18 protein-coding genes and 1 pseudogene are annotated in these 14,423 nt (G+C 72.4%); 10 read left to right on the top strand and 9 right to left on the bottom strand.

The annotated features are described in order from the left end of the window. Position 1: 1 nt before the first annotated feature. Positions 2–1,132 (bottom strand): FAD-dependent oxidoreductase, encoded by a 1,131-nt coding sequence (locus ACZ6S4_RS11450; protein WP_465474834.1) that lies wholly within the window; start codon positions 1,130–1,132, stop codon positions 2–4. Between ACZ6S4_RS11450 and ACZ6S4_RS11455 the strand changes: the two genes are divergently transcribed. Beyond that, complete coding sequence (locus tag ACZ6S4_RS11455) at positions 1,082–2,113, top strand: MFS transporter (RefSeq protein WP_465474835.1); 1,032 nt, start codon at positions 1,082–1,084, stop codon at positions 2,111–2,113. The genes ACZ6S4_RS11450 and ACZ6S4_RS11455 overlap by 51 nt on opposite strands. Here ACZ6S4_RS11455 and ACZ6S4_RS11460 read toward each other — a convergent pair. Beyond that, positions 2,092–2,343 (bottom strand): hypothetical protein, encoded by a 252-nt coding sequence (locus tag ACZ6S4_RS11460; protein WP_465474836.1) that lies wholly within the window; start codon positions 2,341–2,343, stop codon positions 2,092–2,094. The two genes, ACZ6S4_RS11455 and ACZ6S4_RS11460, sit on opposite strands and share 22 nt — an antisense overlap. A gap of 32 nt (positions 2,344–2,375) precedes the next feature. Next, positions 2,376–2,825 carry a hypothetical protein gene (locus tag ACZ6S4_RS11465; RefSeq protein WP_465474837.1) on the bottom strand — a complete coding sequence of 150 codons (450 nt, stop codon included), beginning with the start codon at positions 2,823–2,825 and terminating at the stop codon, positions 2,376–2,378. An 86-nt stretch (positions 2,826–2,911) separates the two neighbouring features. On the opposite strand from ACZ6S4_RS11465, the gene ACZ6S4_RS11470 reads away from it, so the two are divergent. Then, positions 2,912–3,502: a TetR/AcrR family transcriptional regulator gene (locus ACZ6S4_RS11470; RefSeq protein ID WP_465474838.1), complete on the top strand. Its 591-nt coding sequence runs from the start codon at positions 2,912–2,914 to the stop codon at positions 3,500–3,502. On the opposite strand, the gene ACZ6S4_RS11475 is transcribed toward ACZ6S4_RS11470, so the two are convergent. Beyond that, the gene (locus ACZ6S4_RS11475) at positions 3,495–4,220 is read right to left on the bottom strand and encodes a hypothetical protein (RefSeq protein WP_465474839.1); all 726 of its coding nucleotides are present in this window, start codon (positions 4,218–4,220) and stop codon (positions 3,495–3,497) included. The genes ACZ6S4_RS11470 and ACZ6S4_RS11475 overlap by 8 nt on opposite strands. After that, entirely contained in the window at positions 4,217–4,933 is a 717-nt protein-coding gene (locus ACZ6S4_RS11480; protein WP_465474840.1) for an ABC transporter ATP-binding protein, read from the bottom strand. The genes ACZ6S4_RS11475 and ACZ6S4_RS11480 overlap by 4 nt, the downstream gene beginning before the upstream one ends. 162 nt (positions 4,934–5,095) lie before the next feature. Here ACZ6S4_RS11480 and ACZ6S4_RS11485 point away from each other — a divergent pair, with 162 nt between their 5' ends. Together ACZ6S4_RS11485 and ACZ6S4_RS11490 are read left to right on the top strand one after the other, a co-directional pair. Then, positions 5,096–6,295 (top strand): sensor histidine kinase, encoded by a 1,200-nt coding sequence (locus tag ACZ6S4_RS11485; RefSeq protein WP_465474841.1) that lies wholly within the window; start codon positions 5,096–5,098, stop codon positions 6,293–6,295. Next, on the top strand, positions 6,292–6,978 hold the full coding sequence (locus ACZ6S4_RS11490) for a response regulator (protein WP_465474842.1): 687 nt from the start codon (positions 6,292–6,294) through the stop codon (positions 6,976–6,978). The genes ACZ6S4_RS11485 and ACZ6S4_RS11490 overlap by 4 nt, the downstream gene beginning before the upstream one ends. Before the next feature lie 79 nt (positions 6,979–7,057). Here the strand turns inward: ACZ6S4_RS11490 and ACZ6S4_RS11495 are convergent, their stop codons facing one another. Continuing rightward, positions 7,058–7,702, bottom strand: a complete 645-nt coding sequence (locus ACZ6S4_RS11495; protein WP_465474843.1) for a DUF4360 domain-containing protein — start codon at positions 7,700–7,702, stop codon at positions 7,058–7,060. A 420-nt stretch (positions 7,703–8,122) separates the two neighbouring features. Between ACZ6S4_RS11495 and ACZ6S4_RS11500 the strand changes: the two genes are divergently transcribed. Further along, entirely contained in the window at positions 8,123–8,764 is a 642-nt protein-coding gene (locus ACZ6S4_RS11500; RefSeq protein WP_465474844.1) for a DUF4360 domain-containing protein, read from the top strand. Between the two features lie 72 nt (positions 8,765–8,836). Here the strand turns inward: ACZ6S4_RS11500 and ACZ6S4_RS11505 are convergent, their stop codons facing one another. The 3 genes and pseudogenes from ACZ6S4_RS11505 to ACZ6S4_RS11515 form a co-directional block, all read right to left on the bottom strand. Next, entirely contained in the window at positions 8,837–9,031 is a 195-nt protein-coding gene (locus tag ACZ6S4_RS11505; RefSeq protein WP_465475079.1) for a hypothetical protein, read from the bottom strand. A 13-nt stretch (positions 9,032–9,044) separates the two neighbouring features. After that, a pseudogene (locus tag ACZ6S4_RS11510) lies at positions 9,045–9,434 on the bottom strand (PhzF family phenazine biosynthesis protein); the annotation flags it as partial. Beyond that, positions 9,418–10,443, bottom strand: coding sequence for a sigma-70 family RNA polymerase sigma factor (locus ACZ6S4_RS11515; RefSeq protein ID WP_465474845.1), 1,026 nt, complete (start codon positions 10,441–10,443; stop codon positions 9,418–9,420). The gene ACZ6S4_RS11515 and the pseudogene ACZ6S4_RS11510, both read right to left, overlap by 17 nt. Before the next feature lie 167 nt (positions 10,444–10,610). Here ACZ6S4_RS11515 and ACZ6S4_RS11520 point away from each other — a divergent pair, with 167 nt between their 5' ends. The 5 genes from ACZ6S4_RS11520 to ACZ6S4_RS11540 all read left to right on the top strand — a co-directional run bounded on the left by ACZ6S4_RS11520 (position 10,611) and on the right by ACZ6S4_RS11540 (position 14,419). Then, a complete protein-coding gene (locus tag ACZ6S4_RS11520) occupies positions 10,611–11,039 on the top strand; it encodes a hypothetical protein (RefSeq protein ID WP_465474846.1) in 429 nt (142 codons plus the stop codon). Continuing rightward, entirely contained in the window at positions 11,033–11,266 is a 234-nt protein-coding gene (locus ACZ6S4_RS11525) for a helix-turn-helix transcriptional regulator (protein ID WP_465474847.1), read from the top strand. The genes ACZ6S4_RS11520 and ACZ6S4_RS11525 overlap by 7 nt, the downstream gene beginning before the upstream one ends. Next, positions 11,263–12,234 (top strand): NAD(P)-dependent alcohol dehydrogenase, encoded by a 972-nt coding sequence (locus tag ACZ6S4_RS11530; RefSeq protein WP_465474848.1) that lies wholly within the window; start codon positions 11,263–11,265, stop codon positions 12,232–12,234. The genes ACZ6S4_RS11525 and ACZ6S4_RS11530 overlap by 4 nt, the downstream gene beginning before the upstream one ends. 73 nt (positions 12,235–12,307) lie before the next feature. Next, positions 12,308–12,964 (top strand): lamin tail domain-containing protein, encoded by a 657-nt coding sequence (locus tag ACZ6S4_RS11535; protein ID WP_465474849.1) that lies wholly within the window; start codon positions 12,308–12,310, stop codon positions 12,962–12,964. A gap of 207 nt (positions 12,965–13,171) precedes the next feature. Next, on the top strand, positions 13,172–14,419 hold the full coding sequence (locus ACZ6S4_RS11540) for a CobW family GTP-binding protein (protein WP_465474850.1): 1,248 nt from the start codon (positions 13,172–13,174) through the stop codon (positions 14,417–14,419). The last annotated feature ends 4 nt before the right edge of the window (positions 14,420–14,423 follow it).

The raw sequence follows: 14,423 nt of genomic DNA on the forward strand, positions 1-14,423 counted from the left end.
GTCAGCCACGCAGGACGATGCCGGTGGGTCCCCGTGACCCGCCGGCATCGCCGTTCGCCAGGCCGGGGCGCGTGTCGGGGAACGAGCCGTCGCCGAACAGCACCCGGGCGGCGGCTGCCCGGCCCGGCGGAGTCCGCAGAGCGGTGAAAGCGGTCTCGGTGAAGGCCGGTGACCGTACCGCCGACAGGGCGTGACGCATCAGCAACCGGGTCCGGAAGCGCCTGCGCAGTGCGGCGCCGTCGTAGCGCCGCAACACCGAAACGTCGCCCGTACGCAGATAGTCGCCGGTCACCGCGGCGGCCAGTTCCGCCATGCGCAGGCACGGGTCGAGGCCACCGGCGGTCAGCGGGGACACCGCACCGGCCGCGTCGCCGACGAGCAGCCCCTGCGCGCAGGCGAGCCGGCGCCGCACGCCGCCGACCGGGATCGGTCCGCCGCGGCGCTGCACCGCTCCGGTCGCGGCCGGCAACGCGCCGAACCGCCGGCCGAAGGTACGCAGCAGCTCGGGCAGCGGGCCGGCCAGGCGGTCCGGGCGCCCGGCCAGCCCGACGTGCGCGTGCCGTCCGTCGTCGACCACCCAGGCGAGGTAGCCGGGGGCGAGCCGCGGGTCGAGCACACAGTGGAACGTCGGCTCGGCACCACTGCCGGCCACCGGAAACACCTCTTCGACGCCCACGATGAGCCGGCGGTTGACGTCGAGTCCGAGCCGGCGCGCGACCGTCGACCGGGCACCGTCCGCGCCGATGGTGAAGCGGGCCGCGACGCCGGGCACGGGGTAGGAGACGCCGAGCCGTACCCGGGCGCCGGCTTGCCGTGCGGCGGCCAGGGCGTGGGCGTAGACGCCGGCCATGTCGGCCACCCGGAACTCGTCGCGCGCGCTGACCAGCTCGACCGGCTCGCGCAGCGACGGCGGATAGAGCAGGACCCGGCGGATCGCCGGACCGAGCTCCCCCGCCGGCAGGGTGAAGTCCTCGAGGGTACGGCGCACGAAGATCCCGGTGGTGCGGATGCCCGTGTCCAGGGTGCTGCGCCGGTCGACCACGAGCACGTCGAAGCCGCGCCGGGCCAGCAGCCGGGCGGTGTGCAGACCGGCCAGACCGGCCCCGACGACCAGGACATCCACCATCTTCATGACCGCGACCGTAACGGCGCCGGGGCCCTGCGGCGGCCGCGCGCACAACACCTTCACGGACTCTCCCCGGACCGTCCGGCATCGCAAACCGGCCTCGCCCTCACCCTGGTCGCCCTGATCAGCCTGGTGACCAGCACACCGGTGGGCTACGTGGCCGACCGGCTCGGGCCGCGCGGGGTGGCGACCGGAGCCCTCGTCGCGCTCGGCCTCTGCGAGACGGCGATGGTCGGGGTCCGGTCGATGGCCGGGTTCCTGCTGGTGGCCGCCCCGATGGCGGTCTTCGAGGCGGCGCAGCGGGCCGTCCGTGGCGCGATCATCGGCGGGGCCGTGCCGCCCGACAAGCGGGTCTACACCCGCGCGTACCTGCGCTCGATCACCAACGTCGGGATCACCGTCGGCGCGGCCGTTGCCGGCATCGGCCTGACGGTGGACACCCGGACGGCGTACCTGTCATTGAACCTCGGGGACGCGGCGACCTTCCTGCTCGCCGCGGCCGGTGGTGTTCGTGGTGAACACCGTGGCCGTGGTGCTCTTCCAGGTGCGCGCCGCCCGGGGCACCGACACGCTGGCCGGGGCGGCGCGCGCTTCCCGCCGGGCCGGTTCGGCGTGTTGCCGGCCTGCCTGATCTTCTCGCTGACCGCGGGCACCAGTCTCGCGCTGACCGTGGTGCTGCTGGTCGTCGCCGCCCTGGTGCAGGTGACCGCCGAGATGTGGTACTCGGCCGGCGGCTGGGCCATCTCCTTCGGCCTGGCCCCGGACCACGCGCACGGGCAGTACCAGGGGACGTACGCGATGGGCCACCAGTTCGGCCAGATGGTCGCCCCGGCGGCGGTCACCGCCCTCACCCTCGGCTGGGGCACCCCGGGCTGGCTCGTGCTCGGGGCGGCGTTCGCGGTGGTCGGCTGCCTCGTGCCGCCGGTGGTGCGCCGGGCAGCCGAGCACCGCGAGCCGGCGGAGAACTACTCGGTTTCATCCTCCTGATGGACCGGGGAGGCGGTGAGCAGGTCGAGCTCCCACCGCGCCGAGTACACCTCGCTGTCCTCGTCGGTGGCGACCAGATAGGAGCTGACCCGTACGCCCAGGCCCAGCTGGTCGGCCGCGCGCAGGTGCTCGACCAGCTCCTCGACGCTGGCCAGGTAGTGCGTGGCGATCAGCTCGGGGGCGGGCTCGGCGGTCGTCTCGTCAAGGATCTTGCTTTCCACGTCGGTCACGGCACCCAGCGTAGAGGCGGGCGGTGCCCGGGTCAGCGCACACCCCCACGGCGGATCCTCGCCTCGGCGTCGCGGAGCACCCGGGGCACCAGCCGGCGGTGGACGGCCGAGCACGGCGGCCAGACGGCACCGGCCGGATGCCGCCGGTAGTGCACGAAGGTCACCAGCGAAACCCGGCCGGCGCCGGTCTCGACGAGCAGGTTGGCGGCCAGGAACCACGAGGCCGCCTCGAGCCGGATCCAGTCCTCGCCGTGCCCGCCGATCCGCCAGCCGGCCACGGTGGCCGGCGAGGGGTGCCGGCTGAGGCGCAGGCCCAGCACGCCACGCCAGATGAACACCTCCCCCGGGCTGGGGACGTCGCCGAACATCGCGCGGGCCCACTGCTCCGGGGTGGCGGGCACGTCGGTGGCCAGGGCGAAGCGGTCGGCGTAGTCGATCTCCGGCACCGAGCTGAGCGTGCGGACGGATTCGGGGATGTGCATCTCACGATCTCCGTTCTTCTATACGCTACCGTATATTCGCAGGCTAACCGATGTATACGCTGGCGTATAGACAGAGTGAGGAACTCGTGGGCACGACACGTACGACCCGGGACAGGTGGATCGAGGAAGGTCTGGCGGTGCTGGCGACCGGCGGACCGGACGCTGTGCGGGTCGAGGCGCTGGCCAAGCGGCTCGGCGTCACCAAGGGCGGGTTCTACGGGTCCTTCGCCGACCGGGACGCGCTGCTGGCGGCGATGCTCGACACCTGGGAGCGGGAGAGCACCGACGAGGTGCTGGCGCGCGTCGAGCGCGAGGGCGGCGACCCGCGGACCCGGATCCGGCGCGCCGGCGTGCTGACCTTCTCCAGCGGCCGGTTGCTCCCGATCGACCTGGCGGTCCGCGACTGGGCGCGGCGGGACGAGGCGGTCGCCGCGCGCCTGCGCCGGGTCGACAACCGGCGCATGGCACTGCTGCGCGAGATGATCGGCACCTTCTGCACCGACCCCGAGGAGGTGGAGGCCCGCAGCCTGCTGGCTTTCTGCGTGGCGATCGGCGAGCACTTCCTCGCCGCCGATCATGGCGACCGTACCCGGGCCCAGGTCCTCGCCCGCGCCGCCGACCTGGTGCTCGACCGCCCCCGCGAGGACCCGCACCGCGGCCCTTCGCCCGTCAGGTGATGTCGCGGCGCACGGTCGTCACGACCGCGGCCACGGCGAGCGCCGCGGCGTATCCCGCCAGCAGGAGGCCGGCCTGCCACTGAGGAGGGGCGTCGGCGACGGTGGGCAGCCCGCCCAGAGCGGACCCGAGGGCGAACGGCAGCCACCGGTCGGCATCCCCGACGAGCTGCCCGACGATGCCCTCGACCAGGGCCAGCCAGGCCAGCGCGGCGGCGACCGCGGCCATCAGGTTGGTGATCAGCGCGCCGACGGCGACCCCGATCGCGGCGAAGGCGGCGTTCCAGCCGATGCCGCCGAGCACGGTGCGCCACAGGTCCCCGGAGGCCAGTTCCAGCGAGGCGCCGTCGGCGGCGAGCCAGCCGGCGGTCGTGATCAGCGCCGTGAGGGTGGCGACTGCCCCGAAGACCGCGCCGGCGGCGGTGTAGACGCCGAGCTTGGCCAGCACGACCCGGTAGCGCCTCGGGGTGGCGAGGTAGGCGTCGCTGATGGTGCGGTGCCGGTACTCCCCCGCGACCGCCATGATGCCCAGCACCAGGGTGAACAGCGAGACCACGCCGATGTGGGCCACCGCCTCGCGCTGCGCGGCGATCGTGGCGGCGTCGTCCCGGGCGAGCATCAGGCCGCTGACCCCGGCGACGATGACGAGCTGGGCGACCCCGAGCAGCAGCCAGCCGCTGCGGACCGTCCGCAGTTTGCGGAACTCGGCGGCGAGGATCATCGGGTGCTTCCTTCCAGCTCGGTGGTCAGGCGCAGGAAGGCCGACTCCAGGGTGTCGCCGCCGGCCGACAGCTCGGCGAGCGGCCCGGCGAAGCGCAGCACCCCGCCGTTGACGATGAGGACCCGGTCGGCGGTCTGGGCCACCTCGGCCAGGATGTGGCTGGACACCACGACGGTGCGGCCCTGATCGGCGAGCTGCCGCAGCAGCCGGCGCAGCCAGGCCATCCCGGCCGGATCGAGGCCGTTGCCGGGTTCGTCGAGGATCAGCACGCGTGGGTCGCCGATCAGTGCCGAGGCCAGGCCGAGCCGTTGGCGCATGCCCAGCGAGTAGCCGCTGACCCGGCGCCCGGCGTCCGCGGCCAGTCCCACCTCGTCCAGCACCGCGTCGGCCCGGGTCGCGGGCAGCCCGGCCAGCTGCGCCTGGATGAGCAGGTGGTCGCGAGCGGTGCGGCCGGGGTGGAAGCCGGAGGCCTCGAGCAGTGCGCCGACGACCCGGCGGGGACGGGGCAGCTCGGCGTAGGGACGCCCGTCCACGGTCGCCGTACCGGCGGTCGGCCGGACCAGGCCCAGCAGCATCCGCAGGGTGGTGGTCTTGCCGGCCCCGTTGGGGCCGAGGAAGCCGGTCACTCCCGGCCCGAGATCAAAGCTGAGATCGCGTACGGCGGTCACGGCGCCGAACCGTTTGGTGAGTCCTCGGACGGACACGTCGGTCATCGCAGTCCCTTCGTGGTGAGCGCTACGGCACCGACTCTCGCGCCCGGCGCCCGCGTTCTCGTCGCCTCAGCGGGGCATCTTCGCCGTACCGCGGGCGCGGTATGCCGCGGATGCCGCCACGAGGGGAGGCGCCGGGACGCCGGCCGGCCGTACGGTGTGGCCATGCACGTCATCGCCCACCTGCGGCGGGTGGCCCACGCCCGCCCGCACGTCGCCGACGGCGCGATCGCGGTCCTGGTGTGGGTGGCGACGTTGCTGACCACCGCGGGACCGGGTCATGTCGACGGCCCCGGTTCCGTGCTGCTGGCCACGGTCGCGTGCCTGGCGCTGGTGGTGCGGCGGCGCCGGCCGTACCCGGTGCTGCTGGTCAGCACGGTGGCCGCCGAGCTGTTCCTGGCCCACCAGCCGGGGACCGGCGACATCCTGATCCTCACCGCGCCGCTGATCGCGCTCTACACCGTGGCCGAGAGCAGCGACCGCCGGCGGTCGCTGCTCGTCGGCGGGCTGCTGGTGCTGGCGCTCGGCGCGTTCCACACGGTCGGGGCGCCGGCGCGCTGGCTCGGACCGGAGAACGTCGCCCTGGCCGCCCTCGGCGGCCTCGCCGTGGCCGCCGGTGCGGCGTCGCGCAACCGGCGGGCCTATCTGGCCGAGGTGCTGCTGCGGGCCGAGGACGCCGAGCGCGACCGGGAGGCCGAGACCCGGCGCCGGCTCACCGAGGAACGCCTGCGCATCGCCCGCGACCTGCACGACAGCGTCGGCCACCACCTCGCGCTGATCAACGTGCAGGCGGGCGTCGCCCGGCACGTGCTGACCGACCAGCCGGCCCCGGTCCGCGAGACCTTCGACCAGATCCGGCAGGGCAGCCGGGCCGCGCTGGACGAGCTGCGCGACACCGTCGGACTGCTGCGAAGGCCCGAGGAGGTGAGCGCGCCCGTGGAGCCCACGGTCGGCCTGGCCGGGCTCGACGACCTGCTGAGCTCGTTCACCCGCTCGGGTCTGCGGATCGTCTGCGACCGGCACGGCGACACGACGCACCTGTCCTGGGCCGCGGACGTGACGGCCTACCGGGTCGTCCAGGAATCGCTGACCAACGTCTGCAAGCACGCCGGCCCGGTCGAGGTCCGGCTCGGCCTGCGTCGCGAACGGGAGATGCTGACGGTGATCGTCGACAACGACGGCCCGCCGACGACCGGGCCGGTGGACCCCGGGCCCGCGGTCACCGGCCCGGCGGCGGACGTGCACGGCATCATCGGGATGCGGGAACGGGTGGCGGCGCTCGGCGGCACCCTGCTGGCCGGCCCCCGGGCCACCGGCGGCGGCTTCCGGGTCACCGCGGTCCTGCCGGCGGGGCACCCGGCGTGACCGACGAACCGATCCGGGTGCTGCTCGCCGACGACCAGCCGCTGCTGCTGGCCAGCTTCGCGACGCTGATCGCCGCCACCGCGGGCATGTGCGTCGCCGGTACGGCCCGCACCGGCACCGAGGCCGTCGCCCTGGCCCGCGAGGCGCGCGCCGACGTGGTGCTGATGGACATCCGGATGCCGGAGCTCGACGGGCTGGCCGCGACCCGGCTGATCACCGCCGACGAGGACCTGGCCGGGGTCCGGGTGCTGATCCTGACCACGTTCGAGATCGACGAGTACGTCTTCGCGGCGTTGCGCAGCGGGGCGAGCGGCTTCCTCGGCAAGAGCGCGGAGCCGGAGGAGCTGTTGCACGCCATCCGGGTCGTCCACCGCGGCGACGCCCTGCTGACCCCGGCGGCGACCCGCAGCCTGATCGCCCGCTACCTGGCCCGCCCCGAACGCAGCGGGGAGATCCCCGCGCACCGGCTCAGCGAGCTGACCGAACGGGAGCGGGAGGTGCTCATCCTGGTGGCGTCCGGACTGTCCAACAGCGACATCGCCGCGCACCTGACGCTGAGCCCGCACACGGTCAAGACCCACATCAACCGCACGATGATGAAGCTGGGGGCGCACGACCGGGCCCAGCTGGTCGTGCTGGCGTACGAGAGCGGGCTGATCAGACCGGGCGGAGCGGGCTGCTGAGCGGCCTGACCGGGCGGAAACGGCCGAGGGTCGCCGGACCGGTCCGGCGACCCTGGGCACGGGCTGGGGAAGCAAGTGCTTAGCACTGCCTCCAGGCGAAGTGGTAGGTGGTGGAGATGCTGCCGTCGGTGGAGTCCATGGTCAGGAAGCTGGCGTCGGTGGAGGTGCCCTTGGCGACCCGCAGCTCGGTGTTGATGTTGAGGTTGCGCAGTTCCCCGCACGGGTGCCAGACGACGGCGGCGACCGGAACCTCGTCACTGGCGAACCAGTTGTCGTCCAGCGGTGCGGTGACCGGATGCGTGGTGAAGGTGCTCTGGCTCATGCCCTGGAAGTAGTAGTTCGCCCGTTGCGAGGCCGTGGCACCGCGCTGGAGCAGGCCGTACCCGCGGTAGTCCACCTTGGTGATCGCGAAGGTGAAGCCCTGGGGCACGTGGACCAGCACGTTGAGCTGGCAGTTCTTACGGCCTTCGGTGGTGGCGATGCCCGGGCCGGCCTGGGCCAGGTACTCGCTGTAGATGGCGGTGAAGGCGGTGTTGTCCGGTGAGACGGCGACGTCCGCCGTACCGGGCCGGCAGCCGGACCCGGCCATGGCGACCAGGTCGATGACGATGTGGTCGGACGGCGGGTCCTCCAGCGGGTTTCCGGCGGAGGCGGGCGAGGCCGCGGTCAACGAGGCGGCGAGCAACGCCAACACCGCTCCCCCGCGCACCAGCAATTTACGCATGGAACTCCCTTCGAGTAACGACGACAATGCACACGCGGGACAGATGTTATGGGCGAACATTGAGGAACGTCAATGAAACATTGTGAGGTCGCATTGTGCGGCAAATGGGAGGCGCCATACAGGTGGTTAGGCGTTTACGGTTGACCGCTCAAAGCCGCACACCACATCTTCAGGATTAATCGGGCGATGGTTGGCGCCGATTTACACCGAAGAATCCGCTTCCCTGGCCGCCTGCAGCATGCATATCCCATCCGAGCGGCAACGGCGGATCATCAACTCAGATAGATGAACACCAATGCTTGTCTGGAGCACGACAGCTGACTAACATTCCCTACCGAACGCCGTCCGACCGCCTTGAGCAGTTCAGGGTTTAATATTGGAAGCCTTCCAGAATGCTCCGTCAGAAACGAGAGGAATACCATGATCAAGAGCCTCGTCGGCGTAAGACATACGGCTCTCGCCGTAATCGGCACAGTTCTTGCGCTGTCGCTGTCCGCGCCGGCGCACGCCGAGGCCGCCGCCGTCCCGGAGGGTAACGTCACCTTCGAGGTGATAGCCGCCAACGGGTCGGGGTGCGCACCCGGCACGGCCACGGTGATCGCCGACTCCGACAAGACAGGCTTCCGGATCAGGTACCACGACTTCGTGGCGGAAGCCGGCGGCAGCGCCGACCCCACCGACCGTCGGAAGAACTGCCAGGTCGGCGTCCTGGTCACGGTGCCGGCCGGCTGGACCTTCGCCGTTGCCGAGGCGGACTACCGGGGCCGCGCACGCCTCTATTCCGGCGCGACCGCCCTGCAGCGCACGAACTACTACTGGCAGGGATCGTCGGCGAACAACGCCAACGACGAGACGTTCGCCGGTCCGCTCAACGGCTTCTGGGCGACCAGGGACGTGGCCCCCGTGCTGATCTACGCCCCCTGCACGGAGCAGCGGGTCCTGAACGTCAACACCGAGCTGCGGGTCGACCCCGGCACGTCGAGCGGCCGCAGCAGCATGTCGATGCGGTCCAGCGAGGGCGACGTGGACACCCTGTTCAACTTCAGCTGGATCCGGTGCTGATCCCGTAACGAGTTGCCACGGCACCCCGGCCGGTCACGAAGGACTCCCCCCGGAATCCTTCGTGACCGCGGCTCACTCCGGCAGCTGCCACAGCTCCCCGGTGCCGATCAGGAAGACGTCACCACCGACGGCCACTGTGCGGACGGCGTCGCTCGGGCCGTACGCGGTGATGGTCATCCGGCTCGGGCGGCCGGCGAAGCGGCCCTGCCGCAGGGTGGCCGGGTCGCCGTCGGCGAGCCGGCCGTGCCGGCGCGGATAGGCCGCCACGCAGGATCAGATACGGCAGCCCGGTGCTGACCACCTCGGCGGGCAGGCCGGTGTCGGGATCTTCCGCACGCAGAGAGAACAACGGGAGCAGGCCCGCCACCTCAGGAGCCGCGAGAAAGTCCGGGGCGCCCTGCTCCAGCACACCGGCGTACCGCCCGGAGGAGTGCCGCCGGGTCGTCACCCGGACCGTGCGGGCCGGCCGCCGCAGCGACCAGGTCTCGCTGTCGGCCGTGCCGTGCAGTGCGTGCAGCACGCAGGCCGCCCCGACCACCGGATGACCGGCGAAGTCGAGCTCCGCCAGCAGATCGAAGACCCGGGCCACCCAGGCCTCGCCGTCGCGGGCCAGGAAGATGGACTCGAAATGGCGATAGCGCGGCCGGTCCGGATCACGGGGTGGAGTCACCCGGCAAAGTCTCGGCGGTGCGGCGCGCGAAGTCGAGACCGCCGAGCCGGTGCACGGTGGCCGGGTCGGAGAACACGATGATGCGAGCGATCCCCGTCCCGGTCGGCGTGATCATGCCGACCCCGAAGGCCTCGTACGAGCCGTCGGCCGTGCGATGCCAGGCGGCGAAACCCGCCTCCCCGTTCAGGCCGGCCGGCCGCATGCGCCACTCACCCGGCGCGCCCAGGGCCTGGTGCGCCAGGTACCGCAGGCAGGTCTTCTTGCCGGAGTACCAGCTGCGCACCGGTACGGCCTCCAGCACGGCATCCGCCCGCAGCAGCCGCTCGATGGCGTCGATGTCCGCGGCCTCGAAGGCGGCCAGATACCCGCGCAGCAGCTCGCGCGCCCGGGGATGGGTCGGCTCCACCACGTCGTCCATGCTCGGCGTGACCTCCTCGATGCGGCGCCGGGCGCGCTGGAGCAGGCTCTTCACGGCGGGCGTGGTGGTGTCGAGGCTCCTGGCCACCTCGGCCGCGGGCCAGGCCAGCACGTCCCGCAGGATCAGCACGGCCCGCTGCTTCGGCGGCAGGTACTGCAGGCTGGCGATCAGGGCCAGCCGGATCGAGTCGCGGGAGATCACCGTCGCCTCCGGGTCGCCGAGCGCGGCGGCGAACAGCGCGTCGGGCGCCGGCTGGATCCACCTGGTGCCGGGATCGCCGAGCACGGACGGCGCGTACGGGTCGTCGCTGGGAGCGCCGAGCCCGGACGGCAGGACGCGGCGCTCGCGGTGCTGCAAAGCCGTCAGGCAGGCGTTGGTCGCGATCCGGTAGAGCCAGGTACGCAGCGACGCCCGCCCCTCGAAGCCGCCGTACGACTTCCAGGCCCGCAGGTACGTCTCCTGCACCAGGTCCTCGGCGTCGTCGACCGAACCGGTCATGCGGTAGCAGTGGGCGAGCAGCTCGCGGCGGAAAGCCTCGGCCCGGGCGGTGAACTCGTCATCGGCGCCCCCGCTGTCCCTGGTGCTCGGCATTTGTCGTCCTCCCGTACCGGTGGCTGGCCGCGAGCGCACACTCCGGCCCAGAGTGACAGACCGCCCGGCGGGCCCGAAGGAATCGGATGTAAAAATCTTTAGACATCGTGTCAAAGATTTGCTACCTTCGGCATGTCAAAGATTCTGTACATCGAGGGGTCCCGGCCGTGACGCACGAGGAGAAACGCGCGTGGATCAGGCTGGTGGTGGCCGTCCTCGGCTACACCGCCTACGTGGCCGTCATCGCCGGCCGCGTCGACGGGCACCCACTGGCCTCGGTGCCGTACGCGGGCGTTCTCCTGTGGACGGTCGGCGCCGCCATCGTCACCTCGATCATCGCCGAGATCGCGATGGCCGTGGGCAACCCGCGCGCCTCCCGCCTCACCGACGACCGCGACCGCGAAATCGGCCGGCTCGGTGAGCACGTCGGGCAGTCGTTCGTCGTCATCGGCGCGGTCGCCGCGATGGGCATGGCGATGGCCGATTGGGCGCCCTTCTGGATCGCCAACGTGATCTACCTGTGCTTCGTGCTGTCGGCGGTCCTCGGCGGCCTCACCAAGGTGATCGTCTACCGCCGGAGCCTGCCGCCATGGTGAAGCCGACGCAGGTCACCAACAGCATCCGCGCGCTGCGCTTCGCGCACGGCGAGATGACCCAGGCCGAGCTGGCCGACCGGATCGGCGTGACCCGGCAGACGCTGATCGCCATCGAGCAGGGGCGCTACTCGCCCTCGCTGGAGATGGCCTTCCGGATCGCCCGGGTGTTCCGGGCGCCGCTCGACGACGTGTTCCAGTATCCCGACGACCCCGAGGAGAAACCGTGAAAGCCATCGCCCAGGACGCGTACGGCTCAGCCGACGTCCTCCAGCTCCGCGACGTCGACCCGCCGCCGGTCGGCGACCGGGAGGTGCTCCTCGAGGTGCGCGCCGCCGGGGTCGACCCGGGCGTGTGGATCTTCATGACCGGCCGGCCGTACGCGGCCCGCCTGGCCTTCGGACTGCGCCGGCCCAACGTGGCGGTGCGCGGCCTCGACGTCGCCGGCGTGGTGACCGCGGTCGGCGCGCGGGTCACCCGCTTCCGGCCCGGCGACGAGGTGTACGGCACCTGCGGCACCGGCTCGTTCGCCGAGCAGGCGACCGCCAAGGAGGACCGGCTCGCCGTCAAACCGGCCGCGATCTCCTTCGAGCAGGCGGCGGCGACCCCGGTCTCCGGCGTCACCGCCCTGCAGAGCCTGCGCGACGGAGGCGTGCGGGCCGGCCGGCGGGTGCTGATCACCGGTGCGGGCGGCGGCGTCGGGACCTTCGCGGTCCAGCTCGCCAAGGCGTACGGGGCGAGCGTCACCGGCGTGTGCAGCACCGGAAAGGCCGACCTGGTCCGTTCTCTGGGCGCCGACGGCGTCATCGACTACACCCGGCACGAGGTGGACCGCGACGGCCCGGTGTACGACGTCATCATCGACACCGCGGGCAACCGACCACTGTCACTGCTGCGCCGGGCCGCGACGCCGCGCGGCACCATCGCACTGGTCGGAGGCGGGCACGCGCAGGGCCGGATCATGGGCGGCTTCCAGCGCCAGATGGCCGCGCCGCTGCTGTCGTCCTTCATGAGCCAGCGCCTGCGCGGCGTGACCGCCCGGGTGCGCGCCGAGGAGCTCGCGGAGCTGAGCGCACTGCTCGAGTCGGGCCAGGTCACGCCGGTGATCGGCCGCAGCTATCCGCTGGCCGACGCGGCCGGGGCGATCCGCGACCTGTCGGCGGGCCGCTACCCGGGCAAGCTCGTCGTCACGATCTAGCAGCCGCACGGCTGTCCGATCATGACCTTTCGCAGGAGGGGTGTCCGGCAGTGTCGCATTTAGCCTGACTGCCATGAACCGCCGTCTTCGTATCTCCGTGGCCGCCGCAGCCGGTGCCGCCGTCCTCGGCACTGTGGCCGTCGCCCTGCCGGCCGAGGCCGCCACCCCGAACCTGCAGTTCCACCTCATCCAGTTCGACTCACCGAGCAACCCCGACACCAACGCGAACAGCAGCGTCAACGGGGAGTTCGTCCGCATCTACAACAACTCGACGTTCGCGGCGCGGCTGGACCGCTTCACCATCAAGGACGCGAACGGCTACACGTACACCTTCCCGTCGCACGTGATCGGTGCGAAGAAGACGGTCTACGTCCACACCGGCAAGGGCACCAACGGCCGCAAGCCGGACGGCACGCTCGACAGCTCGCGCCTCTACCAGGGACGGGCCTGGCACATCTGGAACAACCCCGGCGACACGGCGACGCTGCGCAGCTCGTCGGGCCGCGTCTACGACACGTGCAAGTGGACGAGCCGCGGCACCGGCGCGACGAACTGCGGCCCGCTCGGCAACACCGCGGTCGGCCCCAACCCGCCGGCTCCCGCACCGACCACAACCCGGCCGGCCCCCGCCGAGCCCACGACACCGCCGACCACCACGCCGCCCGCCACGCCGCCGACGCCGCCTCCGGCCGATCCCCCGCTGGAGACCCCGCCGACCTTCATCGGCTGAAGCCTCACCGCCGCCCGCCGCGGCGGTGGAACGTCTGCGGCACCAGGTAGCTGCTGCGGGACAGCAGGCCAGCGGGCGGAGTGCGCCCGCCGGCCTGCTGGACCCCACGAGCCGGACACCCCCTTGCCGAACGCCAGTACAGGTACCGGCCGCCCATACGGCAGGCCCAGGGCTTGTTGAAAATGGTTTTCGTTGTAGGGTGAGCCGGTGACTTCTTCCACGTTCCTCGGGTCATCCCCGTCGGTCGACGCCCGGCCGCGGGTCACCGTGCTGGCCGGCTTCTCCGCCGAGGCCACCGCCGCCATCGGGCGCAGCCTGCTGGTCACGGACCGGCGGCTGCTGCTCGTGTCGCACGACGTGAGCCGTCTCCGTGAGGGCCTGGTCCGCCGTACGGTGCGGACCGCGGACGCCGTGCTGGAGCACGAGGTGATCGAGCTGGTCCACGGCTGCGTGTCCTGCACCCTGCGGGAGGACGTGCTGCCCACACTGCTGCGCCTGGCCCGGGAGCGCCCGGACAGCGACATCCTGCTGGCGCTTCCGCCGGTCGTCGAGCCCGAGAACGTCGCCGCCGTGTGTGCGCATGCCGGGGCCGGTGAGCAGTTGCGCTTCGACTCGTACGTGACCGTTGTCGAAGCCGCCGGGTTCCTCGACGATCTCGCCAGTACCGAGGGCCTGCGCGATCGTGATCTGCACGCCGCCGCGGAGGATCGGCGGGGTGTGGCCGACGTTGTCGTCCGGCAGGTGGAGTACGCCGACACGATCGTCGTCTGGGGCCACCCGCAGCACGACGCGCTCGACGACGCCCGCCTCACCGCCCTGTTGCACCGGCTCGCCCCCTGGGCCACCCACCTCCGCGTGGGCGACAGCGGCACCATCGACTGCACCGCCCTGGCCGCCCGGTTGCGCCGCACCGGCCGCCACGATCCGCAGACCCCGGGCATCCTCGGCCGGGCCCTCGAGGGCTTCCCGATCGGGATCGACGACCCGGCCGGTGAGCACGGGGCGAGCTCGGTGCTGTTCCGCTCCCGGCGCCCGTTCCATCCCGTACGGCTGCACGCGGCCCTGGGCGAGCTGACCACCGAGACGCTGCGCGGGCGGGGCCAGTTGTGGATCGCCAGTCAGCCGGACGCCGCGATCGGCTGGGAGTCCGCCGGTGGCGGCGTCAGCCTGGGCGCCCTGGGCTACTGGCTGGCCGCACTGCCGGCCGAGCGGTGGCCCGAGACCAGCGGGCTGCGCCGGATGGCCGCCGATGTCGACTGGGACCCCTACTACGGCGACCGCCGCACGGTGCTCGCGCTGGTCGGCCTCGACCTCGACGCCGCGGCGACCACCGCCCGGCTGACCCGGTGCCTGCTCACCGACGACGAGCTCGCCGACGGCTTCGAGGCGTGGCCCGGCTGGGTCGACCCGTTCGCCGGCTTCTTTCCCCTGACCGACGACAACAACGCAGCCTGAGACC

The organism is Actinoplanes sp. NPDC051405, assembly GCF_055586185.1.

Bases quoted from the DNA above. Each gene is read 5' to 3' on its own strand.
- ACZ6S4_RS11450 (WP_465474834.1), bottom strand. From the start codon at position 1,132: ATGAAGATGGTGGATGTCCTGGTCGTCGGGGCCGGTCTGGCCGGTCTG.
- ACZ6S4_RS11465 (WP_465474837.1), bottom strand. From the start codon at position 2,825: ATGCACATCCCCGAATCCGTCCGCACGCTCAGCTCGGTGCCGGAGATC.
- ACZ6S4_RS11475 (WP_465474839.1), bottom strand. From the start codon at position 4,220: ATGATCCTCGCCGCCGAGTTCCGCAAACTGCGGACGGTCCGCAGCGGC.
- ACZ6S4_RS11480 (WP_465474840.1), bottom strand. From the start codon at position 4,933: ATGACCGACGTGTCCGTCCGAGGACTCACCAAACGGTTCGGCGCCGTG.
- ACZ6S4_RS11485 (WP_465474841.1), top strand. From the start codon at position 5,096: ATGCACGTCATCGCCCACCTGCGGCGGGTGGCCCACGCCCGCCCGCAC.
- ACZ6S4_RS11495 (WP_465474843.1), bottom strand. From the start codon at position 7,702: ATGCGTAAATTGCTGGTGCGCGGGGGAGCGGTGTTGGCGTTGCTCGCC.
- ACZ6S4_RS11500 (WP_465474844.1), top strand. From the start codon at position 8,123: ATGATCAAGAGCCTCGTCGGCGTAAGACATACGGCTCTCGCCGTAATC.
- ACZ6S4_RS11515 (WP_465474845.1), bottom strand. From the start codon at position 10,443: ATGCCGAGCACCAGGGACAGCGGGGGCGCCGATGACGAGTTCACCGCC.
- ACZ6S4_RS11525 (WP_465474847.1), top strand. From the start codon at position 11,033: ATGGTGAAGCCGACGCAGGTCACCAACAGCATCCGCGCGCTGCGCTTC.
- ACZ6S4_RS11535 (WP_465474849.1), top strand. From the start codon at position 12,308: ATGAACCGCCGTCTTCGTATCTCCGTGGCCGCCGCAGCCGGTGCCGCC.